Genomic DNA, 25,883 nt, shown 5'->3' on the forward strand with positions numbered 1-25,883 from the left:
GTCGCCGGCCATGAAGGGAATCCGATGATCACCGTCCACCATCTCAACAACTCCCGCTCGCAGCGCATCCTGTGGCTGCTGGAAGAGCTGGAGCTGCCGTACGAGATCAAGCATTACCAGCGCGATCCCAAGACCCTGCTGGCGCCGCCGGAACTGCGCCGCATCCATCCGCTGGGCAAGTCGCCGGTGATCACCGACGGCGAGCTGACCCTGGCCGAGTCCGGCGCCATCATCGAATACCTCGCCGACCGCTACGGCAACGGCCGCCTGCTGCCGGCGCCGGGCACGCCGGAGCGCCTGCGCAGCACGTACTGGCTGCACTACGCCGAAGGTTCGGCGATGCCGCCGCTGCTGCTGAAGCTGGTGTTCCAGCGCCTGCCCAGGAACCCGGTGCCGTTCTTCGTCAAGCCGCTGCTGCGCGGCATCGCCGGCAAGGTGCAGCGGGTGTTCGTCGATCCGCAGCTCAAGAACCACCTGGCCTATCTGGAAGGCGAGCTGGCCAAGGCGCCCTGGTTCGGCGGCGAGCAGTTCGGCGCGGCCGATATCCAGCTGAGTTTCCCGGTGGAGGCCGCCGCCTCGCGCGCGGGACTCACCGCGGCCAGCCATCCGCGCCTGTGGGATTTCCTCCAGCGCATCCATGCGCGGCCGGCGTATCGCCGCGCGCTGGAGCGCGGCGGCCCTTATTCGATGGTGGATTGAAGGCGAATCAAGCACTTTGCTGAACCTTGCCGGCGCTGTTTACACACCGCTCACGATGGCGCTGGCATGGTCTTTAACCCTGCATCGGAGGAGAACTGCCATGGGCCGTCAACGCGATATCGAGAGCACCATCAACGGCATCGGCGACCAGATGCGCGACCGCGCACGCCATTACGCGGACGTCGCGGGCAGCCACGCCGACGACCTGGTCGAGCGCGGCCGCAACCTGCGCCGCCGCTTCGGCCGCGACAAGGTCGACTACGCCCGCCGCCTCTCGCACGCCGCCGAGGACATCGCCGACGAGGCGAACTACCAGTACCGCCGCCTGCGCCGCCAGGTGAGCCGCCATCCGGTGGCGACCGCGGCGATCGTGGCCGGCACCATCGGCGCCTTCCTGCTGCTGCGCCGGGCGCTCCGCGACGACGATTGATCCCGGCGTTCAGACGGCTAAACAAAAAACCCGCCTTCCGGCGGGTGACGCGACAGAATAAAAAAAACCCGCCTTCCGGCGGGTGACGCGACAGAATAAAAAAACCCGCCTTCCGGCGGGTTTTTTGTTACTTCTCTCAACGCCTGCGCATCAGACGTACAGCGGATTCGGCTTCTCCGGATCCAGCTTGTACTCCTTCATCGCACGCGCCACGTCCTTCGGATTGACCTTGCCTTCCTTCGCCAGCGCCGACAGCGCGGCCTGGGCGATCCAGTAGCGGTCCACCTCGAAGAAGCCGCGCAGGTGCTCGCGCGTGTCCGAGCGGCCGAAGCCGTCGGTGCCCAGCACGGTGTAGCGCATGCCGTCCGGCACGAAGGCGCGGATCTGGTCGGCGAACTCGCGCACGTAGTCGGTGGCGGCGATGGCCGGGCCCTGGCGGCCCTGCAGCAGGGCGGTGACGTGCGGCACGCGCTGTTCGGCTTCCGGATGCAGGCGGTTCCAGCGCTCGGCGTCGAAACCGTCGCGGCGCACTTCGCTGAAGCTGGGCACGGACCAGATGTCGGCGGTGACGCCGAAATCCTTCTCCAGCAGTTCGGCCGCGGCGATCACCTCGCGCAGGATGGTGCCGGAACCGAGCAACTGCACGCGCGGTTCGCCCTTCTTCGGCTTGCCGGCGTCCTTGAACAGGTACATGCCCTTGATGATGTGCTCTTCCACGCCGGCCGGCAGGTCCGGATGGCTGTAGTTCTCGTTCATCACGGTGATGTAGTAGTACACGTCCTCCTGCTCCTGGAGCATGCGGCGCGTACCGTCCTGCATGATCACCGCCACTTCGTAGGAGAAGGTCGGGTCGTACGACTTCACGTTCGGGATCGCGCCGGACAGCAGGTGCGAATGGCCGTCCTCGTGCTGCAGGCCCTCGCCGTTGAGCGTGGTGCGGCCGGAGGTGCCGCCGATCAGGAAGCCGCGCGCGCGCATGTCGCCGGCCGCCCAGGCCAGGTCGCCGATGCGCTGGAAACCGAACATGGAGTAGTAGATGAAGAACGGCAGCATCGGCTGGTTGCTGATGCTGTAGCTGGTGGCCGCGGCCATCCAGGCGGCCATGCCGCCGGCCTCGGAGATGCCTTCCTGCAGCACCTGGCCCTTCTGGTCTTCGCGGTAGTACAGCAGCTGGTCGGCGTCCTGCGGGCGGTACTTCTGGCCGAACGGCGCGTAGATGCCGATCTGGCGGAACATGCCTTCCATGCCGAAGGTGCGCGCCTCGTCGGCCACGATCGGCACGATGCGCTCGCCGATCTGCTTGTCGCGCAGCAGCAGGTTCATGCCGCGCACCAGGGCCATGGTGGTGGAGATCTCGCGCTCGCCGGTGCCCTTGGTGATCTGCTCGAACGCCGACAGCTCCGGCGCCTTCAGCTTCACGTCGGAGGTGCGGCGGCGCTGCGGCAGCGAGCCGCCCAGCGCGCGGCGGCGCTCCAGCATGTACTGCACTTCCGGCGAGTCCTTGCCGGGGTGGTAGTACGGCACGTCCTTGAGCTTGTCGTCGGTGACCGGGATGTTGAAGCGGTCGCGGAAGTGGCGCACGGCTTCGTCGTCCAGCTTCTTCTGCTGGTGCGTGGGGTTCTGCGACTCGCCGGCCGCGCCCATGCCGTAGCCCTTCACCGTCTTGGCCAGGATCACCGTGGGCATGCCCTTGGTGTTCACCGCCTGGTGGTAGGCCGCATAGACCTTGTGCGGATCGTGGCCGCCGCGGTTGAGGCGCCAGATGTCGTCGTCGCTGAGGTTGGCGACCATCTCGCGCGTCTGCGGATACTTGCCGAAGAAATGCTCGCGCGTGTACGCGCCGCCGAAGGCCTTGCAGGCCTGGTATTCGCCGTCGATGGTTTCCATCATCAGCTTCTGCAGCACGCCGTCCTTGTCGCGCGCCAGGAGCGGATCCCAGTAGCTGCCCCAGATCACCTTGATGGCGTTCCAGCCGGCGCCGCGGAACACGCCTTCCAGCTCCTGGATGATCTTGCCGTTGCCGCGCACCGGGCCGTCCAGGCGCTGCAGGTTGCAGTTGATCACGAACACCAGGTTGTCCAGGCCTTCGCGGCCGGCCAGCGAGATGGCGCCGAGCGACTCGGGCTCGTCCGTCTCGCCGTCGCCCATGAAGCACCAGATCTTCCGGTCGGACTTCGGCACCAGGCCGCGGTGCTCCAGGTACTTCCAGAACTGCGCCTGGTAGATGGCCTGGATCGGACCCAGGCCCATCGACACGGTGGGCACCTGCCAGTAATCCGGCATCAGCCACGGATGCGGGTACGAGGACAGGCCACGGCCCTTGCCCGCCACTTCCATGCGGAACAGGTCGAGCTGGTCTTCGCCGATGCGGCCTTCCAGGAAGGAGCGCGCGTAGATGCCCGGGCTGGAATGGCCCTGGTGGAACACCAGGTCGCCCGGGTGGTCGGCGCTGGGTGCGCGCCAGAAATGGTTGAAGCCCACGTCGTACAGCGTGGCCGAGGACGCGAAGCTGGCGATATGCCCGCCCAGTTCGCCCGGCTTGCGGTTGGCGCGCACCACCATCGCCATGGCGTTCCAGCGGACGAGGGTGCGGATGCGCCACTCGATCGCCGCGTCGCCGCTCATCTTCGCCTCGTTGGCCGGGGCGATGGTGTTGACGTATTCGGTGGTGGGATTGAACGGCAGGTAGCCGCCGGCGCGACGGGTCGAGTCGACCATCTTTTCCAGCAGGTAGTGCGCGCGCTCGGTGCCGTCGTGGTTGATGACCGCATTGAGCGAATCGACCCATTCCTGGGTTTCGGTGGGGTCGAGGTCCTGGTGGAGGATGTCGTCGAGCTGATCCATGGGGAGTCTTCTCTCCGCGACGCCGGGAACCGGCGCGGCTGCAGGTGGTGCATCGGGGATGCGGGAACCGTCCGAGTTTAGCTCCGGCGGGGTCGGGCCGCCAATTCGACGGGGGTCGATACGGGGCCGCATGGGGGCTGGGGCTTATTTAGAAATGGCAAAAAAGAACCGGCGTGGTGAGCGCCGGTTCTCGATAAACCTTGAAGCTGGAACCCTTCTCCCTCTGGGAGAAGGTGGCGGCAGCCGGATGAGGGTTCGGCCGGAGCGGTGCACATCACTCTTGCGCTCCGGCCGTACCCTCACCCCAACCCCTCTCCCAGTGGGAGAGGGGCTCACAGCATCAGCGGCTCTTCTGCTGCGCCCGAATCTGCGCATCCACCGCCGCAATCGCCGTCATATTGACCACCCGGCGCGGCGTCGAGGCCGGGGTCAGGATGTGCGCCGGCTTGTCCACGCCCATCAGGATCGGGCCGATCGCCACGCCGTCGGTCATCACCCGCACCATGTTGTAGGTGATGTTGGCGGCGTCCAGGTTCGGCATCACGAACAGGTTGGCGCGGCCGGTCAGCGTGGTGTTGGGGAACATGCGCGTGCGCAGGCCCTCGTCCCAGGCGGTGTCGGCCTGCATCTCGCCGTCCATCTCCAGCTTCGGCAGGCGCGACTTCAGCAGTTCGTAGACCTTGCGCATCTTCGCCGCGCTGGGGTTGTCGTGGCTGCCGTAGTTGGAATGCGACAGCAGCGCCACCTTCGGCTCGATGCCGAACAGCTTCAGGCGGTAGCTGGCCTGCAGGGTGGCCTCGGCGATCTGCTCGGCAGTGGGGTCGACCTGCACGTGGGTGTCCAGGAAGAACCAGGCGCCCTGGTCGTTGATCACGCCGGTCATGGCCGAGGTGCACTGCACGCCCGGGTCCAGCCCGAACACGCTGCGCAGGTAGCCGAGCTTCTTGTGGAAGCGCCCGACCAGGCCGCAGATCATCGCGTCCGCCTCGCCGCGCTCGACCATCAGCGCGGCGATGAGCGTGGGCCGCGAGCGCAGCAGGTTCTTGGCCGCCGCCGGCGACACGCCGCGGCGTTCGGTGAGCGCGTGGTACTGCTGCCAGTACTCGTTGAAGCGCGGATCGTCGTCGATATTGGTCAGCTCGAAATCGACGCCGGCCTTCATGCGCAGGCCGAGGCGCTGGATGCGCGTCTCGATCACGCTGGGGCGGCCGATCAGGATCGGGAAGGCCAGGCGCTCGTCGATCACCGTCTGCACGGCGCGCAGCACGGTCTCTTCCTCGCCCTCGGCATAGACCACGCGCTGGCGGTCGGCGCGGGCGCGCTCGTACACCGGCTTCATCAGCAGGCCGGTGCGGTAGATGAACTGGCCGAGCTTTTCCTTGTAGGCGTCCATGTCGGTGATGGGACGCGTGGCCACGCCCGAATCCATCGCCGCCTGCGCCACCGCCGGGGCCAGCATCACCAGCAGGCGCGGGTCGAACGGGCGCGGGATCAGGTATTCCTCGCCGAAGGTCGGCACGTCGCCGCCGTAGGCGCTGGCCAGGTCGCCGGCTTCCATGCGGGCCAGCTCGGCGATGGCGCGCACGCAGGCGGTCTTCATCGCCTCGTTGATGCCGGTGGCGCCGACGTCCAGCGCGCCGCGGAAGATATAGGGGAAGCACAGCGCGTTGTTGACCTGGTTCGGATAGTCCGAACGGCCCGTCGCGATGATGCAGTCCGGCCGCACGCGCTTGGCGTCCTCCGGCAGGATCTCGGGATTCGGATTGGCCAGCGCCAGGATGATCGGCTGGCGCGCCATGGTGGCGACCATCTCGGGCTTGAGCACGCCGCCGGCGGACAGGCCCAGGAAGATGTCCGCGCCGTCGACGATCTCGGCCAGGGTGCGCGCCTTGGTGTCGCGCGCATAGCGCTGCTTGTCCGGGTCCATCTGATCGCGGCCGGTGTACAGCACGCCTTCGCGGTCGTAGGCGAGGATGTGCTCAGGCTTGAGGCCCAGCGCCACCAGCATGTCCAGGCAGGCGATGCCGGCCGCGCCGGCGCCGGCGGTGGCCAGCTTCACGTCCCCGATCTTCTTGCCCACCACTTCCAGCGCGTTGAGCACGGCGGCGCCCACGATAATCGCGGTGCCGTGCTGGTCGTCGTGGAATACCGGGATCTTCATGCGCTCGCGCAGCTTGCGCTCGACGATGAAGCACTCCGGCGCCTTGATGTCTTCCAGGTTGATGCCGCCGAAGGTGGGCTCGAGGCTGGCGATGATGTCGACCAGCTTGTCCGGGTCGCGCTCGTCGATCTCGATGTCAAACACGTCGATGCCGGCGAACTTCTGGAACAGCACGCCCTTGCCTTCCATCACCGGCTTGCCCGCCAGCGGGCCGATGTCGCCCAGGCCCAGCACCGCGGTGCCGTTGGTGATCACCGCCACCAGGTTGCCGCGCGCGGTCATCTCGCTGGCGGCGTTGGCGTCCTCGACGATGGCTTCGCAGGCGTAGGCCACGCCGGGCGAATAAGCCAGCGACAGATCGCGCTGGGTGACCATGGCCTTGGTGGCCGAAACCTTGATTTTGCCGGGGCGCGGCAGGCGGTGGTATTCGAGGGCGGCGAGTCGAAGTTCTTCGGGGAGTGCCATGGGTGCGCGATTCGCTGGAGATGCGGAGGGATAGGAGTGCCGCTGGCGGCAACATCGCGGGATGTTAGCACCGCGCCGGTGCGATTCCCTTGCGCAATGCGCAAGAACGTACGCGTATGGCGAGCGCGGATGTGCGGCATTAAGCCACGCCGCATGGCGCGTGGCGGACGCTTAGCCCGAATGTGCTAGAGGCTCAATGACAGGCTCTCGGCCTGCACCCGTCCCATATGGATGCGATTGACGAACAGCGAGAACGCCAGCTTGCCGGCCAGTCCGTGCACGTGCTGCATCCATGGCGGCAGCCAGCGCGGCGGCACGATCGCGCCGGATTCGAAATGCGGCTGCAGGCTCAGCACGTCGTGCAGCGCCAGCTTGCCGGCGAACAGGTGGCGCAGCATGTCCATGCGGCGCTGCTTGAGCGCCCAGCGGAAGAAGGTGTGCACGGTGAGCAGGCCGCTCAGGTACACGTTGTCCTTGGCGAAGGCCGAGCCGCCGTCCAGCGGCACGCCGCGGAACACGCGCTGGGCCGAGTGGAAGCTGTCGAACGGGTTCTGCCCGCAGTCGGAAAAGTACTTGTAGACCTCGACGAAGTCGGCGCCGTTGAGCGCCATGTCGATGGCCAGGATGCGCAGGCTGATGCGCTTGAGCCGCGCGATGTCGATCGCGCCGGACATCAGCTCGGCGAACACCGCCAGCCCTTCCTGCGTGGCCGTGACCCGCGGCGAGGTGCGCGCCAGCGAGGCCAGCACCGGCTGGGCGCGGCCGTTGAGCGCGGTCAGCGAATGCACGTAGGCCTCGTGGGCCAGCAGCTGGTGGCGGTCGTACTCGCTGAAGCGCGTGCCGCCGCGCAGGCGGATGCGGGTGGCGCCGGCCGCGGCCTTGGCGGTGAGTTCGTCGTCGACCTCGACGTTGATGACGCCTTCGCCGAAGAAGCGGTCCAGCGTGGCGGCCAGGTCGGCGCGCAGCACGTCGGCCTGCATGGTGGCGCTGTCGTCGTCGCCGAGCAGGTCCGAGCCCAGTTCGTCCGACAGCTCCACGAAGTAGCGCGCCGCATCGAGGTTGCTGCGGTCGCTGCCGGGGATCGGGTCGCCCGGGCGGCCGTACAGCACGATCGACGGCGCGGTGAAGCCGGCCGTGCCCACCGCCTCGAGCATTTCGGCGGCGATGCGCCAGGACTCGGCGGTGCGGCACAGGTATTCGCCCATCGGGTCGTCGTGGCCGGCTTCGCGTTCGATCCTGGCCAGCTCGGCGCGCGCCTCGGACAGGTCCGGGCGCGGGTAGTCGACCTGCGGCAGGCTGAAATCGCCCTTGGTGAAGGCGGCGATCAGGCGGTTTTCCAAAGTGGCCGGCCAGGCCACGGTGGGCAGGATGCGGATGGCCTTGACCGCGGCGAGCAGACGCTGATCGAGCTCGGCGTAGCGTTGCAGGGTGGGCGTGAGCGTGGCGGTGACGGCGTTCATGGCTGGCTCCTGACCCGGGGGTACTTCATTCTTTGTCGCGTCCGCGATGCCCGTGCGGCTTGGTCGGCGGACGTCCGCCGCGCTGCCGGCGCAGGCGCGCCTCCAGCGTGGCGGCCTGTTCTTCGCGCTCGTCGCGCAGCTTGAGGTAATTGCGCCAGCGCTCGGCGGAGAGGTCGCCGTTGTCCAGCGCCGCCTGCACCGCGCAGCCCGGCTCGCTGCCGTGGCCGCAGTCGGCGAAGCGGCAGCGTTCGGCCAGGGCGTCGATGTCGGCGAACAGGTCGAGGTTTTCCTCGCCGGTGAGCTTCAGCTCGCGCATGCCGGGCGTGTCGATCAGGCAGCCGCCGCTGGGCAGCTGCAGCAGGGCGCGGTGCGTGGTGGTGTGGCGGCCGCGGCTGTCGTGCGAGCGCACTTCGCCGGTGGCCATGCGCTCCCTGCCCAGCAAGGTGTTGGTGAGGGTGGATTTGCCCGCGCCGGAGGAACCGACCAGCACCGCGCTGTCGCCCGGCTGCAGGTAGCGCGCCAGCTCGGCCGCGCTGGCCGGGTCCTTGCCGTTGACCGCGTGGATCGGCGTGCCGGCGGGCAGGCGCGCGCGCAGGTTGGCGACCAGGGCCTCGGCGTCCTCGCGGATATCCAGCTTGCTCAGCAGCACCACCGGCTGGGCGCCGGAATCCTCGGTCAGCGACAGATAGCGCTCGATGCGCGCGGGGTTGAAGTCGCCGTCCAGGCCGGTCAGCACCAGCACGTAGTCGATATTGGTGGCGATGATCTGGCGCTCGTAGCGCTCCCCGGCCGCGGCGCGCGACAGCACGGTGCGGCGCGGCAGTACCTTGACGATATGCGGCGGGCTGCCCGGTTCCAGCTCGACGAAATCGCCCACCGACGGGCGTTCGGCGGGATCCAGGCCGCGTTTCAGGAAATGTCCGGCAGGCTGCGCCCCGAACAATGAGGCACCATCGTGCAGCTCGTAGCCGGCGCGGTGCTGCGCCACCACCCGGGCCAGCCGGAGATTGCCTTCCGGGAGGGCATCGCCGCGCCAGCCGACGCTGCGCAGACGTTCGATGGTCTCGGCCTGAGTCATGACGGGCGATTATGCCCTGCCCGCACGTCGCCCGGAATCGGGCCAGCGCACGCCTCGCACGGCCCGACGGCCGCTGCTAGCATGCGGAAGCACCCCCAAAAGCGCCGCACAGCGCTGAGCACTCGAAGGATCCAAGACGTTGGCCCCGATCAAACCCAGTGCGCACCTGGCTGAAGTGCGCTACGAAATCCGCGGCGCCCTTACCCGTCGTTCGCGTGAACTGGAGGCCGCCGGCCTGCCGATCATCAAGCTCAATATCGGCAACCCGGGCCGCTACGGCTTCGAAACCCCGCCCCACCTGCGCGAAGCCATCGCCGCCCACCTGCGCGACAGCGAAGCCTATGGCCACGAGCAGGGCCTGGAAGAAGCCCGCGAGACCATCGCCGCCCAGCAGCGCGCCCGCGGCGCGCGCGGCGTGGAAGTGGAGCGCGTGTTCGTCGGCAACGGCGTCAGCGAACTGATCGACCTGAGCCTGCGCGCCCTGCTGCAGCCGGGCGACGAAGTGCTGCTGCCCAGCCCGGACTATCCGCTGTGGAGCGCCGCCACCATCCTCAACGACGGCCAGCCGCGCTATTACCGCTGCCTGGCCGAGAACGGCCACCTGCCCGATCCGGACGAAATCGAGGCCCTGGTCACCGCGCGCACCCGCGCGATCGTGCTGATCAATCCGAACAACCCCACCGGCGCCGTGTATCCGCGCGAGCTGCTGGAGCGCATCGTGCGCATCGCCGAGCGCCATCACCTGCTGCTGCTCACCGACGAGATCTACGACGAGATCCTCTACGACGGCGCGCAGTTCGAGCCGCTCGCCCGGGTGGCCGGCGACGTGCCCTGCGTCAGTTTCGGGGGCTTGAGCAAGGTGCACCGCGCCTGCGGCTACCGGGTGGGCTGGATGAGCCTTTCCGGCGACCCGTCGCGCACCCACGACTACCGCGACGCCCTGCAGCTGCTGGCCGCGCTGCGCCTGTGCGCGAACGTCACCGCGCAATGGGCGGTGCGCCCGGCGCTGGAGAGCAAGCCGACCATCGGCGCGCTCACTTCGCCCGGCGGGCGGCTGCACGAGGCGCGGCGGATGATCCTGGAAGGCGTGGCGCAGAGCGAATTCCTCGACCTGGTCGCCCCCGGCGGCGCGCTGTACGCATTCCCGCGCGTGCGCGCCGACCGCGTGCCGCATTTCGACGACAACGCCTTCGCCCTGCGCCTGCTGGAAGAAGAATCGGTGCTGGTGGTGCCGGGCAGCAGCTTCAACGTGCCGGCCAGCCGCCATCTGCGCCTGACCCTGCTGCCGCCGCCGGAACAGCTGCGCGAGGTGTTCGTGCGCATCGAGCGCGTGCTCGCGCGCATGGCCGAGGGACAGCAGGCGCGCGCGGTCGCCTGAGCGGGGCATGCTCAGCTATCTCGCGCTCGGCGATTCCTACACCATCGGCGAAGGCGTGCCCGCCGAGGGCCGCTGGCCGATGCGCCTGGCCGCCGCCCTGCGCGCGCAGGGCGTGGCGCTGGCGGACCCCACCATCCTCGCCACCACCGGCTGGACCACCGACGAACTCTCGGCGGCGATGGACGCCGCCGCGTTCGCGCCGCCATACGACCTGGCCAGCCTGCTGATCGGCGTCAACAACCAGTACCGCGGCCGTTCCGCCGACGCGTACCGAGGTGAACTCCGCCGCCTGCTGGAACGCGCGATCGCGCTGGCCGGCGGCCGCCCCGGCCGCGTGCTGGTGCTGTCGATTCCGGACTGGGGCGTCACCCCGTTCGCCCGCGACAGCGGCCGCGACACCGCGCGCATCGCCGCGGAGCTGGACGCCTTCAACGCCGTCGCCGCCGCGGAAACCCGCTCCATGGGCGCGGCCTTCGTGGACATCGCGCCGATCTCGCGCGACTTCCCCGCCCTGCTCGCCGACGACGGCCTGCATCCCTCCGCCGCGCAATACGCGCTATGGGCCGAAGCCGCGCTGCCGGCCGCGCGCGCCCTGCTGGCCTGAGCACCCCTTTCGCATCGCAACAAAGCTGCAACCGCGCCGCCACGAGCCGGTGACCTGCCCCGCGCAGACTGAGCTCCCGGATACCACCGGGAGAGACAGCCATGGCGACCTTCCACTGCCGCAGCGCCTTCATCTCCGACGTGCATCTGGGCACGCCTGACTGCAAGGCTTCCTACCTGCTCGACTTCCTGCGCAAGCTGCGCTGCGAGAAGCTCTATCTCGTCGGCGACATCATCGACATGGAAGCGCTTTCGAAGCGCATCTGGTGGCATGCCGACCACGGCGCGGTGCTGGCCGAAGTGCTGGACATGGCGCGGCGGGGGATCGAGGTGATCTATATCCCCGGCAACCACGACGCCCCGCTGCGCGGCCTGGCCGGGCAGAGCTTCGGCGGTGTGCGCATCGCGCTGGATGCCGTGCACGAAGGCGCCGACGGGCGCCGCTACCGGGTCAGCCACGGCGACGAATTCGATCCGGAACAGATCGGCCGCACCTGGATGCTGCACCTGGGCGAGGTGATGCACCGCTTCATCTGCTGGACCAACCGCCGCGTGCACGCCATGCGGCGCCGGCTGGAGCTGCCCTACCTGCCGCTGTCGATCATCGTCAAGTCGCATATCCGCAAGGCGCTGGCCTATATCCGCGCCTACGAGGAACGCGTCGCCGCCGATGCGCGCGAGCGCGGCTTCGACGGGCATATCTGCGGCCACATCCATTTCGGCCACGTGCGCGACATGGGCGGTGTGCTGTACCTCAACGACGGCGACTGGGTGGAGCACTGCACCGCCCTGGTCGAGGACCACACCGGCGCCATGGAGCTGATCCACTGGAGCGAGCAGCCGGCCGCGCTCGGCCGCGCCAGCCGCGAGCTGGTGCTGCCCTCGCCCGCCTCCGGCCTGGCGCTGGCGCCCCTGGCCCGGCACCGGCGCAATCTCTCGGAGCTGCGCCCGGCGGCCTGAGCGCAGGGGCTTGCGCCAGGGACGAGCGGCGAGGACGCGGGGCGATAAGGACGCGCCGCCGCAGGATGCGGGCCGCGTCCTCGCCGCTCGCCCCTGAACGTAGGTTGGGGTGAGCCAAAGGCGAACCCCAACAAATCTTCCCCGTGATCGCGGCGTTGGGGTTCGCTGCGCTCACCCCAACCTACGCTTGAAGCCGCCCCGGGGCGCCGGCATATGCAGGGGGCGTATCATTGCCCCTCTTTACCGGAGTCCCCCCTGATGTCCCTCGACAGCGCCACCCGCGAACGCATCGAAACCCTGCTCAAGAACCACCGCGTGGTGCTGTTCATGAAGGGCACCCGCCAGCAGCCGATGTGCGGCTTCTCCGCCGCGGCCACCAACACCCTCAACGAGCTGCTGCCCGACTACCACACGGTGAACGTGCTGGAAGACCCGGAAATCCGCGAAGGCATCAAGGCCTACGGCGAATGGCCGACCATCCCGCAGCTGTACGTGGAAGGCGAGCTGGTCGGCGGCGCCGACATCATTCGCCAGATGTACACCAGCGGCGAGCTGCACAGCCTGTTCGGCGCCACCCCGCCGGACCGCAGCGCCCCCGAGATCACCATCACCGACAAGGCCGCCGAAGCGATCCGCCAGGGCACGGCCAATGCGCAGGGCCTGGCCCTGCACCTGGAGATCGGCCCGGACCATAGCGCCGGCTTCCAGCTGGCGCCGGCCGGCGACCACGACATCGTGTCCAGCAGCAACGGCATCGAAGTGCACTTCGACCCGGGCAGCGCCCAGCGCGCCAAGGGCATCGTGATCGACTGGGTGTCCACCGTGCAGGGCGAGGGCCTGAGCCTCAAGTTCCCCGGCGCGCAGGAGATCAAGAGCCTGACCGTGCAGGAGCTGCAGGCGCGCCTGGCCGCCGGCGACCTGGTGCTGGTCGACGTGCGCCCGGCCCACGGCCGCGCCCAGGCCGCTCCGCTGGCCCAGGCCCGCGTGCTGGACGAGGTCGGCTACGACAGCCTGGCCGCCCTGCCCAAGGACACCGCCATCGCCTTCATCTGCCACCACGGCGTATCCAGCCGCGGCGTGGCCGAGCGTTTCGCCGCGCACGGCTTCAGCAACGTCTACAACGTGCAGGGCGGCATGGACGCGTGGGCGGCGGAGATCGATCCGAGCGTGCCGCGCTACTGATTCGATCTAGGAAAAATTCCTAGTAAAAAGCGGGGCCTACGGGCCCCGCTGGCGTTTCCGGCGTACGAAAAAAACCGGTCAAAACACGCCGCTTATTTATGATCCGTTCACTCATTGCGCAAGTTGCTGCGAAATCACAGCCCTGGCGCCACGCAAGGGCGACCCCGCCCACCGCAAGCCCCTTCGTGTTTCTTGCCGCTGGCTTGCGTAAGTCCGCCTTAGCGAAAACTCTTGCGATAGAACTGCGAAAAATTACCCGGCGCATAAAACGGGCCAACGCAGGTTCCGCTCGCTTTTTCCTGCGACGGATAACCATTGCATAACAAATCCGTGGTTCGTAGCTTCGGACTAGGCCACAAGTCACGGCGGGGCACGCCATGAAAGGCCTCCGGATGTGGGGACATCCGGACGAATCGGGGGAGTACGGCTTACCAAGGCAGGCATGACAGGGGCATCCCGCCTCGGGCATGGCTTTGCCGTGGGCGGCATTCCGGTTCGATGAACTCGCTCAAGTCCGCGACCAAAACAATCATCAACCGAGGTTCGACCATGACTTCCAGCAAAGCCAAACGCTACGGTGGTTCCACGCTGCCGCGGCGCCCGCTCGTACTCGCCCTGGCCCTGGGCCTTGGCCTGGCGAGCAGCGGCATCGCGCTTGCCCAGTCCAACGCGACGGGCGTGATCTTCGGCCAGGCCGCGCCGGGAGAAACCATCCACATCGAAAGCACGCAGACCGGCCTCAAGCGCGACCTCACCACCGACGCGCAGGGCCGCTACCGCGCCGCCTCGCTGCCGATCGGCACGTACAACGTGTCGGTGCTGAAGGACGGCAAGGTGCTCGACAGCCGCAACGACGTGCAGACCACGATCAGCAGCGGTACCGAGGTGTCCTTCAACGCCAGCGCCGCCAATGCGCAGACGCTGGGCGCGGTGCAGGTGGTGGGCAACGCGCTGCCGGCGATCGACGTGTCCTCGGTGGACTCGCGCGCCGTGCTCACCGCCGACCAGCTGGCCAAGCTGCCGATCGCGCGCACCTCGATCAGCTCGATCGCGCTGCTGGCGCCCGGCACCACGCCGGCCGCGCGCGGCTACGGCAACGCGCTGTCCTTCGGCGGTTCGTCCGCGTCGGAGAACGCGTACTACATCAACGGTTTCTCGGCCACCAACCCGCTGACCGGCGTGAGCTCGCGCCAGCTGCCGTACGACGCGATCGACCAGGAGCAGGTGCTGATCGGCGGCTACGGCGCCGAATACGGCCGTTCCACCGGCGGCGTGATCAACGTGGTGACCAAGCGCGGCACCAACCAGTGGAAGGGCGACGTGCAGGCGTTCTGGTCGCCCAGCGAACTGGCCCAGCAGCCGCGCAACGTGTATCGCCGCAACGGCACGCTGTACCAGGTCGGCAACGCCTTCTCGCCGCGCGACCGCGACGAAGTGCAGTACTCCGGCTCGATCGGCGGCGCGCTGATCAAGGACAAGCTGTTCTTCTTCGGCGCCGCCGATGCGGTGCGCCAGACCGACGTCGCCTACGGCACGCAGTCGAACAACTCGACCGTGCAGAACGACACCAACAAGATCACCCGCTGGCTGACCAAGTTCGACTGGAACATCACGGACAACCACATCCTGGAGTTCACCGGGATCGGCGACGACGAGCAGACCGACTCGCAGATCTACGGCTACAACTACTCCACGCTGCAGAACACCGGCTACAAGGGCCACCAGTACACCAAGAACTACAACGGCACCCAGACCAACGGCACGCCGGGCGGCAACATCTACATCGGCCACTACACCGGCTACATCACCGACGACCTGACGGTCAACGCGATGTACGGCAAGAGCAACTCCGACCACATGCAGAACATCACGGGCGCCGGCGGCGCGCCGTGCCCGGCGATCACCGACAACCGCGCCATCGCCGCCACCAATCCGGCGCCCAGCTGCCAGTTCGGCGCCGCCACCACGCTACGCGAGGGTTCGAAGGACAAGACCAGCGGCTGGAGCTTCAACATCGAATACCGCCTGGGCAGCCATGACTTCCGCGGCGGCATGGACAACTACGTCCTGCGCGCCACCTGGGGCAGCGCGCCGGTCACCGGCACTGCCTGGCGCTACTTCGACCTCGGCTCCGGCCAGGCCATCACCCAGCGCCTGACCAACCTGGGCCTGAGCCCGAGCCTGTACAACCCGGCCTCGTTCGCCAACGGCTACTACGCCGAAAGCACGGGCCTGAGCACCGGCACCTCGGCGCGCACGGCGCAGCGTTCGGAGTTCATCGAAGACCACTGGCAGCTGACCGACCGCTGGAACATCTACCTGGGCCTGCGCAACGAGCAGTTCACCAACTACAACGGCGTCGGCGACGCCTACGCCAAGGAGCGCAACCAGCTCGATCCGCGCCTGGGCTTCGCCTGGGACGTGTACGGCGACAGCTCGCTGAAGGTCTACGGCAACGCCGGCCGCTACCACCTCGGCCTGCCCACCAGCGTGGCCGTGCGCGGCGCCGGTCCGTCCACCTTCCCGTCCACCTACTACTCGTTCACCAGCATCGACCCGGTCACCGGCGTGCCGCAGGGCCTGAGCGTGGGCGCGCCGTGGTCGCAGACCTTCTACAACAACGGCGCCAATGGCACCCCGCCGGATGCCAAGACGGTGTCGGTGAAGGACCTGAAGACCTACTACCAGGACGAGTACATCCTCGGCTTCGACAAGCAGCTGCCGAACAACTGGACGGTCGGCGCCAAGGCCATGTTCCGCGTGCTGCGCAACCTGATCGACGACGACTGCGACAGCCGTCCGATCCAGGCCTGGGGCGACGCGCACGGCATCAGCGCGCTGGTCGCCGCCGGCATCGCCAACAGCACGCAGTGCTGGCTGTACAACCCGGGCAACGCCAACACCTTCATCCTGTCGCCCGCCGCCGGCCAGTACTTCGAAGTGCCGCTGAGCGCCCGCGAGATCGGCGAGCCGAAGGCCAAGCGCCGCTACTACATGCTCGACATGTACGCCGAGCACCAGTTCAGCGACAAGTGGTACGCCAAGGTCGAGTACACCTTCTCGCGCAGCTACGGCAACTCGGAAGGCCAGCTCGACTCCGACATCGTGCAGGCCGACGTGTCCACCACCGAAAGCTGGGACGCGCCGGAGCTGATGGAGAACACCAACGGCCCGCTGGCCAACGACCAGACGCACCAGCTGCGCATCCTGGGCGTGTACCAGCCGACGCCGGAATGGCGCTTCTCCACGGTCAGCCGCATCACTTCCGGCACGCCGATCAGCTGCATCGGCGCGCGCCCGGAATCGGCCGGCGGCGACCCGGTGGGCTACCAGGCGGCGTACTTCTGGTGCAACGGCAAGCCCGCTCCGCGCGGTTCGTACGGCCGCACGCCGTGGACCTATACGATCAACCTGAGCGCGGCCTGGCAGCCGGCCTTCCTCGATCACAAGCTGACGCTGTCGGCGGACGTGTTCAATCTGCTGGGCAAGCAACGCATCACGCAGCTCAATGAGACGTGCGAGGATCCGTCGGGTAACACGACGATCAACTGCTTCCGCCCGCGTTCGTTCCAGGATCCGCGTTACGTCCGCCTGGGCGCGCGGTACGACTTCTCGCTGTAAGGGTCTGGCATTCCAAAGTGCGCGGGGCTCCATGGATGGGGTCCCGCGCCGACAAACAGCTGGTATCTCCCCATATGGGCCGCCGTGAGGCGGTCCTTTTTTTCGTGCCGCGCGAAGGGAGGAGAGCTTGCGAAAAACCGCAAGTAAATCGCGATCCGAAAATTATCGCCGCAATTATTTATTAATCGCCATTGATTACGATAATTTCGAAAAACATAACGCTTTCCATAATGCGCCACCTGCTGCTACAAAATCCCCGCTCGATCCCCGAGCCATTCGCCACAGATAGTCAAGGACGTTTCCTTCATGAAAGCGATTTCACTGCAGTGCGCTTTATCCGCTCTGGTTTTCCTGGGCCTGGCCGGCGCTGCCCACGCCGCCACGCCGTATTCCACCTCCAACATCTATTTCGACGAAAGCGGGGCGGTGGTGGGGCAGAACATCCTGCTCTGCTCGAACTTGGCCTATCACGCCGGCAATATCCACACGGCATACTCGATCACCCAGACCATCGCCTGCACCAGCTATCCCAACGGCGCCCCGATCACCACGCCGCCACCGGACGTGATCGTGCCGGGCACCCAGGTCACCAGCTACGTGCTGCCCAGCTTCCTCACCATCACCCAGGGCTGCGCCGCTGCCGAATGCGTGCAGGCAGGTAGCCCGGAACTGCCGCGCCTGGTCGACAAGGGCTGGACCTGGCAGACCGGCCTGCAATAAGCCGCTCTTCAGCTGTTCAACGCGCTGAAAACGAAAGAGCCGCCGGTCAGCCGGCGGCTCTTTCGCTATCTGCAGCATAAAAAAAATTACTCGACGTTTTCCTCGAAGCGCAGGTGCTTCACGCTGCGGCCGTTGCGGCGCACCAGCTTGAGCGCCTCGATGCCGATGCGGATATGGCGCTCGACGAACTGCGCCGTCACGCTGCGGTCGCTGGCTTCGGTCTTCACGCCTTCCGGAATCATCGGCTGGTCCGACACCAGCAGCAGCGCGCCGCAGGGGATCTGGTTGTGGAAGCCCGCCGCGAAGATGGTGGCGGTTTCCATGTCCACCGCCATGCAGCGGGTGCGGCGCAGGTAGTCCTTGAACTGCTCGTCGTGCTCCCACACGCGGCGGTTGGTGGTGTACACCGTGCCGGTCCAGTAGTCGTAGCCGAGGTCGCGGATCATGGTGGACACGCCGCGCTGCAGCTGGAACGCCGGCAGCGCCGGCACTTCCGGCGGCAGGTAGTCGTTGGAGGTGCCCTCGCCGCGGATCGCGGCGATCGGCAGCACCAGGTCGCCGATCGCGTTCTTCCTCTTCAGGCCGCCGCACTTGCCCAGGAACAGCGCCGCCTTGGGCGACACCGCGCTGAGCAGGTCCATCACGGTGGCGGCATTGGGGCTGCCCATGCCGAAGTTGATCAGGGTGATGCCGTCGGCGGTGGCATTGGGCATGGGGCGGTCGCGCCCGTGCACTTCCACGCCATGCCATTCGGCGAACAGATCCACGTAATGGCCGAAATTGGTGAGCAGCACGTATTCGCCGAACTGCTCCAGCGGCGTGCCGGTATAGCGCGGCAGCCAGTTGGAGACGATTTCCTGTTTGTCTTTCATGGGACCCTTTGGCAGGTCGATGGGCGCGGGAGCCTCCCGCACCGCGTTACCGGCGACGCCACGCCGGCGATAGGCCGAATGATCCGCGCCATTCTAGCCGGAACGGCGGGCTGGCTTTCGCATGGCGCAGTGCCGCATGGCGGCGATCCGTTCTGTGATGGACTTCACCCATGTTATGTTCCCGCCGCAGCCGGACTAGGGGGTGACAAGATGCGCATGGGCCTGGCCATCGATGCGTCCTGCGACGTTTCGCAGGGCTTCCTGGAGGAACACGGCGTCACGGTGATGCCGATCACCGTGCGGGTCGACGACGAGACCTTCCTGGACAACCGCGACCCCGCCGAGGTGCGCCGCTTCATCGACCGCAAGCTGGGCGACCGCAGCCACTCGGCCGAGACCGAGCCCTGCTCGGTGGAAGAGGTGCAGAAGCTGTTCCTGGAGAAACTGGTGCTGGAGCGGGACTGCGTGTTCTGCCTCACCGTCACCTCCACCCGCAGCCCGATCAACGACCACGTCAACAAGGCCAGCTTCGCGGTGCTCAAGCACTACCGCGCGGCGCGCGAGCAGGGCGGGCTGTCCGGCCAGTTCCTGATGCGCGTGATCGACACCCGCAATCTGTTCGCCGGCACCGCGCCGGCCATCCTGGAAGCCGCCCGCCTGGTCCGCGCCGGCGAGACGCCGCCGGCGATCCGCGAGCGCGCCACCTTCATCGCCAACCACTCCTACGGCTACATGCTGCCGCGCGACCTGTACTACCTGCGCGCGCGCGCCAAGAAGAAGGGCGACCGCAGCGTCGGCCTGTTCAGCGCGGTGCTGGGCTCGGCGCTGGACATCAAGCCGCTGCTGCGCTGCTTCCGCGGCGAGACCGGCCCGGCCGGCAAGGTGCGCGGCTTCGAGCACGGCGCGCAGACCCTGTTCGGCTACGCCGTGCAGCGGGTGCGCGCCGGCCTGCTGGTGCCGGCCATGTGCGTCAGCTACGGCGGCGACCTGGCCGAGCTGGATGGCCTGCCCGGCTATGCCGGCCTGCGCGCGGCCTGCGCCGACCACGGCGTGGCGCTGATGGAGGCGCCGATGAGCATCACCGGCATGGTCAACGTCGGCGAAGGCGCCATCACCCTGGGCTTCGCCGCCGAGGAACATGAGGCGGAGTTCTGAGCCGCCCGCCGCCGGCGCGCATAGAATCCTGCCGATGCGCCGACCTGTCCTGCTCCTGCTCCTGCTGATGCTGTCGCCGCTGGCCGCCCTGCCGGCCGGCGCGGCCACCGTGTACAAGTGCACCGGCGCCGACGGCCGGGTGACCTTCCAGGACCGCCCCTGCCCCCGCGCGCAGCGGCAGGACATCGTGCCGCTGGCCGACCCCACGCCGGCCGCGCCGGCACCGCCGCCGCAGCCCGTAAGCGACGACCGCGACAGCAGCCCGCCACCACCCTCGCCCGCCCCGCCGCCACCGTCCGCGCCCCTGCCCGGCCTGTACGCCTGCACGCGCGCCACCGACGGCAAGTTCTATGTCAGCCGCAACGGCGATCCCCAGCCTTATCTCGCCCCGTTCGGAATGGTCGGCATGGTGCAGACGCCGCTCGCCCGCGGCGGGGCCGGCGGCGCCTCGGCGCCGGAGCTCAACCGCGGCAAGGTCACCGCGGGGCTGGTGTCGGACAACTACGTCTGGGTGCAGGACCAGTGCCGCCCGATGACCTTCAACGAAACCTGCCACGCCCTGCAGGACGACTACGACAACAACGCGCGCAAGCTGCGCCGCGCCTTCAAGAGCGACCGGCCGCCGCTGGAACGGCGCGACGAGGAGCTGCGGGGGCAGCTGGCGAATTGCCGCTGACCCATGTTCGTCATCCCGGCGCAGGCCGGGATCCAGTGGCGAAAGCGCGTGATTTTCGCGACGGCGCTTGAAGGGCTTTCGCGAAAACCGAGCGATACCGCTACTGGATCCCGGCCTGCGCCGGGATGACGAGCAGAAAACTCAAAACCCGTAGTTGAGAAACCCGCCATCCACCGCCAGCACCTGCCCCGTGACGTAGCTGGCGGCCGGCAGGCACAGGAAGGCGATCGCCGCGGCCACTTCCTCCGGCTCGCCGATGCGGCGCAGCGGGGTGTGGTCGAGCACTTCGTCGAGATAATCGTCGTCGGCCAGCGCCGGCTCCGAGCGCTGCGTGCGGATATACCAGGGCGCCACCGCATTGACGCGGATGCCGTCGGTGGCCCATTCGGCGGCGAGGTTGCGGGTGAGCTGGTGCAGCGCGGCCTTGCTCATGCCGTACGCCGCACCGGTGCGCACGTGGGTGATGCCGGAAACCGAACCGACGTTCACGATCGCCGCATTCGCATGCTGCACCAGCTGCGGATGCGCGAGGCGGCACATCTCGAAGGCGGAGAACAGGTTCAGTTCGAAGATCGCGCGGTAATCGCGCTCGCTGTATTCCAGCGCCGCAGCCGGCGCATTGCCGCCGGCGTTGTTGACCAGCAGCGACAGCGGCGCGCCCAGATCCGCGATCCAGTCGAACACCGCCAGCCGCTCCTCCTGCACGCTGAGGTCGGCGGCGAAGGACAGCACCTCGATCTGCTCGAAATCGTCGGCCAGTTCGACGCGCACCTGTTCCAGGTAATCGTCGTCGCGCGCCACCAGCAGCAGGTTGGCGCCCAGCCCGGCCAGCTCGCGCGCGGCGGCGTAGCCGATGCCCTTGCTGGCGCCCGTGATCAATGCGGTATGGCCTTGCAGCTGCCAGGCGTCGATGCGGTTGTTCATGCGGCGAGCTTAAAACCTGGGTCACGCGGGGACCAGCCCGAGGTTGCCGCGCCACGGCATGCGCGGGACACTCGGGGCCGGCCCCCGTGGAGCATCCACCATGAAAGCTCGGCTCATCCTCCCGCTCAGCCTGCTCGCGCTCTGTGCCTGCTCCGGCAAGCCGCCCGCGCCCAAGGCCGAAGCCGCGCCCGCGCCGCGCGTCGCCACGCCGTTCGACGACCTGAAGAAGCAGGAACAGAAGGCCAAGGACGTGCAGAAAGTGGTCGACCAGCAGGCCGAACAGCAGCGCAAGCAAGCCGACGCGGCGGAACAGTAAACGCATGGCGCACGAATCCACTGCAGCCGGATACGCCGCACCCGCGATCGCCGCCGATGCACCCGTGCTGGAACTGGACCGCGCCAGCGTATTGCGCGGCGAGCGGCTGATCCTGGAAGCGCTGAGCCTGCGCGTCGCCGCCGGCGAACACACCGCCATCCTCGGCGCCAACGGTTCGGGCAAGTCCACCCTGGTGAAGCTGGTGACGCGCCAGCTGTATCCGCTGGCACGCGACGACGGCCAGCCCAGCGTGCGCGTGTTCGGCCGCGAGCGCTGGCACGTGGCCGAGCTGCGCAGCCTGCTCGGCATCGTGTCGCCGGCGCTGCAGCTGGACTACACCACCGACACGCCGCTGGAAGTGTTCGACGCGGTGGTGTCGGGCTTCTACGCCGCGCGCGGCCTCGGCCCCGGCCATCGCCCCACGCCGGCCATGCGCGAGCGCGCGCACGCGGCGCTGGCGCAGATGGGCATCGCGCATCTGATCGGCCGCGACATGGCCACGCTGTCCACCGGCGAGGCGCGCCGCGTGCTGATCGCGCGCGCCCTGGTGCACCGTCCACGCGCCCTGCTGCTGGACGAACCCAGCGCCGGCCTGGACCTGGCCACCCGCCGCCACTTCCTGGAAAGCCTGCGCGCGCTGGCGCGCGGCGGCACCACCTTGCTGCTGGTCACCCATCACATCGAAGAGATCGTGCCGGAGATCGGCCGCGTGCTGCTGCTGCGCGAAGGCAAGGCGCTGCGCCACGGCGACAAGGCGCAGGTGCTCACCGATGATGCACTGAGCGATGCCTTCGGCATGCGCGTGCGGGTGGGACGCGACGGCGACTATTACAGCGCCGTGCCGGCATAAAAAAACGGCGGCCCGAGGGCCGCCGTTTCGTTCAAGCTGCTGCGCCCGCTTCAGCGCGGCTCGCAGAAGCAATACGCATACACATTCGGCTTGCCCGACTGCGCGTTCTTCAGCAGCTTCAGTTCCGGCGCCATCGCGGGCAGCTGCGCCACCCACTCCGGCAGATGCACGCCGTAGGCGCGCAGCGCGACGGTGGCCGAGCTGTCGTTGAGGTTGACCATGAACTGCTCGACGGTGCCCAGCGGCGCCTCCACGTAGCGCACCGACGGGTTCTTGCCCAGCTTGGCGCGCTGCGCCGCATCGGCCACCGCTTCGCGCAGGCCGCCGAGCTGGTCGACCAGGCCGCGGTCCAGCGCCTGCTGGCCGGTCCACACGCGGCCTTGCGCGATGGTGTCGATGGCGTCGTACGGCTTGCCGCGCGCCTGCGCCACGCCGCCGACGAAATCGCGGTAGCCCTTGTCGATGATGGCCTGGATCAGGGTGCCCACCTTCGGATCCAGCGGGCGGGTGATGTTGAACGCGCCGGCCAGCGGGCCGGTGCCCACGCCGTCGGTCTTCACGCCGAGCTTGTCCAGCGTGCCGGGCACGGTGAAATACATGCCGAAGATGCCGATCGAACCGGTGATCGTATTGGGCTCGGCGAAGATGCGGTCCGCATTCATCGAGATCCAGTAGCCGCCGCTGGCCGCCACGTTGCCCATCGACACCACCACCGGAATGCCGGCTTCCTTGGTCAGCGCGACTTCGCGGCGGATCAGCTCGGCCGCGTACACCTCGCCGCCCGGCGAGTTCACCCGCAGCACCAGCGCCTTGGTGCGGCGGTCCTCGCGCGCGGCGCGGATCAGCTGCGCGGTGGATTCGCCGCCGATGCTGCCCTGCGGCTGCTTGCCGCCGACGATCTCGCCCTCGGCCACCACCACCGCCACGCCCGGTTCCAGCACGCGGCCCGGCGACACGCCGGCCAGGTAGCGGCGCAGGTCGACCTGGCGGAAGCCCTCGCCCTTGCCGCCGGCCGGCACGCCTTCCTTGCGCATCATGTTTTCCAGGTCGTCGCGGGTGGCGAGGCCGTCGACCAGGTGTTCGTTGAAGGCCAGCTGGCCGAGGTCGCCCTTGGTACCGGCGATCGCGTCGGGCAGGCCGTCGATGGCGGCGCGCAGCGCGGACGGCTCGATCTTGCGCAGCTTGGCCACTTCGTCGATGTAGCGGTCCCACAGGCCGCCCATCCAGAACGCATCGGCTTCCTTCGACTCCGGCGAGGCGTGGTCCAGGATGTACGGCTCGGCCGCGCTCTTGAACTGGCCGACGCGGAACAGGTGCACGTCCACGCCCAGGCGGTCGAGCAGGTCCTTGTAGAACAGGCGGTAGTTGGCCAGCCCCGTCAGCACCACGCCGCCCATCGGGTCGAGCAGCACGCGGTCGGCATGCGCGGCCAGGTAGTACTGGCCCTGGTCCATGCTGGAGGCCCACACGATCACCGGCTTGCCGGCGGCGCGGAAGCGGTCCAGCGCCGCGGCCACCTCGCGCAGCGCGGCGAAGCCGCCGGCGTGCAGTTCCTGCGGCTGCAGCAGGATGCGGGTGATGCGGCTGTCGCTGGACGCCGCGTCGATGGCCGACACCAGGTCGCGCACCTGCACCTGCTTGGGCGCATTGCCGGACAGGCCCTGCAGCGCGCGCTCCAGCGGCTCGATGCTGAACTGTTCGACCAGCTCGCCCTGCGGCTTCAGCACCAGCACGCTGTCGTTCTGCACGCCGCGCTCGCCGTGGCTGCCGGCCCAGAAGCCGAGCATCAGCAGCAGGAAAAAGCCGAGGAAGACGAAGAAGATCAGGTTGATGATGACCAGCCTGACCACGTTGATTCCGCGCCCGAACACGCGCAGGAATGCCCAGAAACCGTTGGTGCCGCGCTCCGCCATGCTTACTTTCCTCGACAAGACGGCGGCAGCGTAACCGCTCGGGCTTTACAGGTCATGTGGGAGAAGTTTGGGTCGTGCGGCGCCAGCGCTCGGTCCGGGAATTGCGCCAGAAGCGGGTGAACAGGAGGATGGCCGCCACGCTCAGCCCGGCCACCAGCCCCATCCACATGCCGCGCGCGCCCAGCCCCTGGCGGAACGCCAGCCACCAGCCGAACGGCATGCCGATCACCCAGTAGGCGAACAGCGTCATCGCCATCGGCCAGCGGGTGTCCTTCAGGCCGCGCAGCGCGCCGTTGGAGGCGACCTGGATGCCGTCGGAGAACTGGAACACGCCGGCCAGCACGATCAGCTGGGTAGCCAGCGCGATCACCGCCGCATCGCGGGTGTACAGCGCGGCGATCAGGTGCGGCAGGCCCAGCATCAGGCTGGCCGAGACCACCTGGGTGAGCACGGCCAGGCCGATGCCGCAGAAGCCGGCGTAGCGCACGCCCTCGGCGTCGCCGCGGCCCACCGCATTGCCCACGCGCACGGTGATCGCCATGGCCAGGCCCAGCGGGATCATGAAGAACACCGAGGCGATGTTCAGCGCCACCTGGTGGCTGGCCACCACGGTTTCGCCCAGCGTGCCCAGGGCCAGCGCCACCGCCACGAACAGGCCGCCCTCGGCCAGCAGGGTGATCGCCATCGGCAGGCCGATCGACAGCAGCTCGCGGATGCGCCTGAGGTCGGGCAGGTCGAAGCGCTCGCCCAGGTTCAGGCCGCGGTAGTTGCCATGGCGCGAGATATACAGCGCGAAACCCAGCATCTCCATCCACAGCACCAGGGCCGTGGCGATGCCGCAGCCGCGCGCGCCCTGCGGCGCCAGGCCGAACTTGCCGAACATCAGCACATAGCCCAGCGGCGCCAGCACGCACAGGCCGGCCAGGGCGAAGAACATCGACGGCAGGGTCATCGACAGGCCTTCGGAAAGGCCGCGCAGCGCGAAGTAGCAGGTGAGCGCGGGCGCACCCCAGCTGATCGCATGCAGGAAGGCCACCACGTCGTTGCGCAGGCCCGGGTCCACGCCGATCAGGTCGATCAGCGGACCGGCATGGCGCACGAAGAACCACAGCAGCACACCCATGCCCAGCGCCAGCCACAGCGCCTGGCGGAACACCGCGCCGACTTCGCCGCGGCGGCCGGCGCCGTCCAGCTGCGACACCGAAGGCGGCACCGCCATCATCATGCCGATGCCGCTGACGATGGCCAGCGCCCAGATGCTGGCGCCGACGGCGACCGCGCCGAGCACGTGCGCGCTGTAATGGCCGGCCAGCATGGCATCGACCACATTGGTGCCCACCGCGGCCAGCTGGGCCAGGATCAGGGGTGCCGCGAGCGAGACAGTGGCGCCGACCTCGTGCGCCACGCGGGCGCGATCGGAAGGGGAAAGAAACATAGGCGGGACTCCAGGGCCGGGCATTCTACAGGCTCTTGGTCCGTCATCCCGGCGCAGGCCGGGATCCAGTGGCGATACCGTCGGGTTTTCGCGGTAACGCTCAAGAGCAATGCCTTTCGACGCCCTCGCCCGTACGTAGCT

Annotated in this window: 20 protein-coding genes; 12 read left to right on the forward strand and 8 right to left on the reverse strand. The window is 68.2% G+C overall.

Annotated elements, in window-relative coordinates:
• Positions 1-24 precede the first annotated feature (24 nt).
• Positions 25-699 (forward strand): glutathione S-transferase, encoded by a 675-nt coding sequence (locus tag FHW84_RS03315; RefSeq protein ID WP_167252676.1) that lies wholly within the window; start codon positions 25-27, stop codon positions 697-699.
• 100 nt (positions 700-799) lie between these two features.
• Positions 800-1,129 (forward strand): hypothetical protein, encoded by a 330-nt coding sequence (locus FHW84_RS03320; RefSeq protein ID WP_167252677.1) that lies wholly within the window; start codon positions 800-802, stop codon positions 1,127-1,129.
• A 150-nt stretch (positions 1,130-1,279) separates the two neighbouring features.
• Here FHW84_RS03320 and aceE read toward each other — a convergent pair whose 3' ends face one another.
• From aceE to rsgA, 4 genes are all read right to left on the reverse strand, one after another.
• A complete protein-coding gene (aceE, locus tag FHW84_RS03325) occupies positions 1,280-3,973 on the reverse strand; it encodes a pyruvate dehydrogenase (acetyl-transferring), homodimeric type (RefSeq protein ID WP_167252678.1) in 2,694 nt (897 codons plus the stop codon).
• Positions 3,974-4,313: 340 nt separating this feature from the next.
• Positions 4,314-6,599, reverse strand: a complete 2,286-nt coding sequence (locus tag FHW84_RS03330) for an NADP-dependent malic enzyme (RefSeq protein ID WP_167252679.1) — start codon at positions 6,597-6,599, stop codon at positions 4,314-4,316.
• A gap of 185 nt (positions 6,600-6,784) precedes the next feature.
• Complete coding sequence (locus FHW84_RS03335; RefSeq protein WP_167252680.1) at positions 6,785-8,059, reverse strand: flavohemoglobin expression-modulating QEGLA motif protein; 1,275 nt, start codon at positions 8,057-8,059, stop codon at positions 6,785-6,787.
• Positions 8,060-8,084: 25 nt separating this feature from the next.
• Positions 8,085-9,137 (reverse strand): ribosome small subunit-dependent GTPase A, encoded by a 1,053-nt coding sequence (gene rsgA / locus FHW84_RS03340; RefSeq protein ID WP_167252681.1) that lies wholly within the window; start codon positions 9,135-9,137, stop codon positions 8,085-8,087.
• Positions 9,138-9,276: 139 nt separating this feature from the next.
• Between rsgA and FHW84_RS03345 the strand changes: the two genes are divergently transcribed.
• From FHW84_RS03345 to FHW84_RS03370, 6 genes are all read left to right on the forward strand, one after another.
• The gene (locus FHW84_RS03345) at positions 9,277-10,515 is read left to right on the forward strand and encodes an aminotransferase class I/II-fold pyridoxal phosphate-dependent enzyme (RefSeq protein WP_167252682.1); all 1,239 of its coding nucleotides are present in this window, start codon (positions 9,277-9,279) and stop codon (positions 10,513-10,515) included.
• Positions 10,516-10,522: 7 nt separating this feature from the next.
• Entirely contained in the window at positions 10,523-11,119 is a 597-nt protein-coding gene (locus FHW84_RS03350; protein ID WP_167252683.1) for an SGNH/GDSL hydrolase family protein, read from the forward strand.
• A gap of 101 nt (positions 11,120-11,220) precedes the next feature.
• A complete protein-coding gene (locus FHW84_RS03355; protein ID WP_167252684.1) occupies positions 11,221-12,078 on the forward strand; it encodes a UDP-2,3-diacylglucosamine diphosphatase in 858 nt (285 codons plus the stop codon).
• A 258-nt stretch (positions 12,079-12,336) separates the two neighbouring features.
• Positions 12,337-13,260: a Grx4 family monothiol glutaredoxin gene (gene grxD / locus FHW84_RS03360; RefSeq protein WP_167252685.1), complete on the forward strand. Its 924-nt coding sequence runs from the start codon at positions 12,337-12,339 to the stop codon at positions 13,258-13,260.
• Positions 13,261-13,809: 549 nt separating this feature from the next.
• The gene (locus FHW84_RS03365; RefSeq protein ID WP_167252686.1) at positions 13,810-16,881 is read left to right on the forward strand and encodes a TonB-dependent receptor; all 3,072 of its coding nucleotides are present in this window, start codon (positions 13,810-13,812) and stop codon (positions 16,879-16,881) included.
• 306 nt (positions 16,882-17,187) lie between these two features.
• Entirely contained in the window at positions 17,188-17,601 is a 414-nt protein-coding gene (locus FHW84_RS03370) for a hypothetical protein (RefSeq protein ID WP_167252687.1), read from the forward strand.
• 86 nt (positions 17,602-17,687) lie between these two features.
• Here FHW84_RS03370 and FHW84_RS03375 read toward each other — a convergent pair whose 3' ends face one another.
• A complete protein-coding gene (locus FHW84_RS03375) occupies positions 17,688-18,473 on the reverse strand; it encodes an AMP nucleosidase (protein ID WP_167252688.1) in 786 nt (261 codons plus the stop codon).
• A 210-nt stretch (positions 18,474-18,683) separates the two neighbouring features.
• On the opposite strand from FHW84_RS03375, the gene FHW84_RS03380 reads away from it, so the two are divergent.
• Both FHW84_RS03380 and FHW84_RS03385 read left to right on the forward strand, forming a co-directional pair.
• Positions 18,684-19,628: a DegV family protein gene (locus FHW84_RS03380; protein WP_208399580.1), complete on the forward strand. Its 945-nt coding sequence runs from the start codon at positions 18,684-18,686 to the stop codon at positions 19,626-19,628.
• A gap of 34 nt (positions 19,629-19,662) precedes the next feature.
• Positions 19,663-20,304 (forward strand): DUF4124 domain-containing protein, encoded by a 642-nt coding sequence (locus tag FHW84_RS03385; RefSeq protein WP_208399581.1) that lies wholly within the window; start codon positions 19,663-19,665, stop codon positions 20,302-20,304.
• Between the two features lie 141 nt (positions 20,305-20,445).
• Here FHW84_RS03385 and FHW84_RS03390 read toward each other — a convergent pair whose 3' ends face one another.
• On the reverse strand, positions 20,446-21,228 hold the full coding sequence (locus FHW84_RS03390; protein ID WP_167252690.1) for an SDR family oxidoreductase: 783 nt from the start codon (positions 21,226-21,228) through the stop codon (positions 20,446-20,448).
• Between the two features lie 100 nt (positions 21,229-21,328).
• Between FHW84_RS03390 and FHW84_RS03395 the strand changes: the two genes are divergently transcribed.
• Together FHW84_RS03395 and FHW84_RS03400 are read left to right on the forward strand one after the other, a co-directional pair.
• On the forward strand, positions 21,329-21,544 hold the full coding sequence (locus FHW84_RS03395; protein ID WP_167252691.1) for a hypothetical protein: 216 nt from the start codon (positions 21,329-21,331) through the stop codon (positions 21,542-21,544).
• A gap of 4 nt (positions 21,545-21,548) precedes the next feature.
• Positions 21,549-22,394, forward strand: coding sequence for an ATP-binding cassette domain-containing protein (locus tag FHW84_RS03400; protein ID WP_167252692.1), 846 nt, complete (start codon positions 21,549-21,551; stop codon positions 22,392-22,394).
• 50 nt (positions 22,395-22,444) lie between these two features.
• Here the strand turns inward: FHW84_RS03400 and sppA are convergent, their stop codons facing one another.
• A complete protein-coding gene (gene sppA, locus FHW84_RS03405; RefSeq protein WP_167252693.1) occupies positions 22,445-24,307 on the reverse strand; it encodes a signal peptide peptidase SppA in 1,863 nt (620 codons plus the stop codon).
• Between the two features lie 52 nt (positions 24,308-24,359).
• Positions 24,360-25,742: an MATE family efflux transporter gene (locus tag FHW84_RS03410; protein ID WP_167252694.1), complete on the reverse strand. Its 1,383-nt coding sequence runs from the start codon at positions 25,740-25,742 to the stop codon at positions 24,360-24,362.
• Between the last annotated feature and the right edge of the window lie 141 nt (positions 25,743-25,883).

Source organism: Dyella sp. SG562 (assembly GCF_011759495.1).
Taxonomy (GTDB): domain Bacteria; phylum Pseudomonadota; class Gammaproteobacteria; order Xanthomonadales; family Rhodanobacteraceae; genus Dyella_D; species Dyella_D marensis.

Excerpts from the sequence above, each read along its gene's own strand:
- FHW84_RS03335 (WP_167252680.1), bottom strand. The coding sequence starts at position 8,059 with ATGAACGCCGTCACCGCCACGCTCACGCCCACCCTGCAACGCTACGCC.
- aceE (WP_167252678.1), bottom strand. The coding sequence starts at position 3,973 with ATGGATCAGCTCGACGACATCCTCCACCAGGACCTCGACCCCACCGAA.
- rsgA (WP_167252681.1), bottom strand. The coding sequence starts at position 9,137 with ATGACTCAGGCCGAGACCATCGAACGTCTGCGCAGCGTCGGCTGGCGC.
- FHW84_RS03385 (WP_208399581.1), top strand. The coding sequence starts at position 19,663 with ATGCGCCGACCTGTCCTGCTCCTGCTCCTGCTGATGCTGTCGCCGCTG.
- FHW84_RS03330 (WP_167252679.1), bottom strand. The coding sequence starts at position 6,599 with ATGGCACTCCCCGAAGAACTTCGACTCGCCGCCCTCGAATACCACCGC.
- grxD (WP_167252685.1), top strand. The coding sequence starts at position 12,337 with ATGTCCCTCGACAGCGCCACCCGCGAACGCATCGAAACCCTGCTCAAG.
- FHW84_RS03370 (WP_167252687.1), top strand. The coding sequence starts at position 17,188 with ATGAAAGCGATTTCACTGCAGTGCGCTTTATCCGCTCTGGTTTTCCTG.
- FHW84_RS03400 (WP_167252692.1), top strand. The coding sequence starts at position 21,549 with ATGGCGCACGAATCCACTGCAGCCGGATACGCCGCACCCGCGATCGCC.
- FHW84_RS03395 (WP_167252691.1), top strand. The coding sequence starts at position 21,329 with ATGAAAGCTCGGCTCATCCTCCCGCTCAGCCTGCTCGCGCTCTGTGCC.
- sppA (WP_167252693.1), bottom strand. The coding sequence starts at position 24,307 with ATGGCGGAGCGCGGCACCAACGGTTTCTGGGCATTCCTGCGCGTGTTC.
- FHW84_RS03320 (WP_167252677.1), top strand. The coding sequence starts at position 800 with ATGGGCCGTCAACGCGATATCGAGAGCACCATCAACGGCATCGGCGAC.
- FHW84_RS03355 (WP_167252684.1), top strand. The coding sequence starts at position 11,221 with ATGGCGACCTTCCACTGCCGCAGCGCCTTCATCTCCGACGTGCATCTG.
- FHW84_RS03315 (WP_167252676.1), top strand. The coding sequence starts at position 25 with ATGATCACCGTCCACCATCTCAACAACTCCCGCTCGCAGCGCATCCTG.
- FHW84_RS03350 (WP_167252683.1), top strand. The coding sequence starts at position 10,523 with ATGCTCAGCTATCTCGCGCTCGGCGATTCCTACACCATCGGCGAAGGC.
- FHW84_RS03365 (WP_167252686.1), top strand. The coding sequence starts at position 13,810 with ATGACTTCCAGCAAAGCCAAACGCTACGGTGGTTCCACGCTGCCGCGG.
- FHW84_RS03390 (WP_167252690.1), bottom strand. The coding sequence starts at position 21,228 with ATGAACAACCGCATCGACGCCTGGCAGCTGCAAGGCCATACCGCATTG.
- FHW84_RS03380 (WP_208399580.1), top strand. The coding sequence starts at position 18,684 with ATGCGCATGGGCCTGGCCATCGATGCGTCCTGCGACGTTTCGCAGGGC.
- FHW84_RS03375 (WP_167252688.1), bottom strand. The coding sequence starts at position 18,473 with ATGAAAGACAAACAGGAAATCGTCTCCAACTGGCTGCCGCGCTATACC.
- FHW84_RS03410 (WP_167252694.1), bottom strand. The coding sequence starts at position 25,742 with ATGTTTCTTTCCCCTTCCGATCGCGCCCGCGTGGCGCACGAGGTCGGC.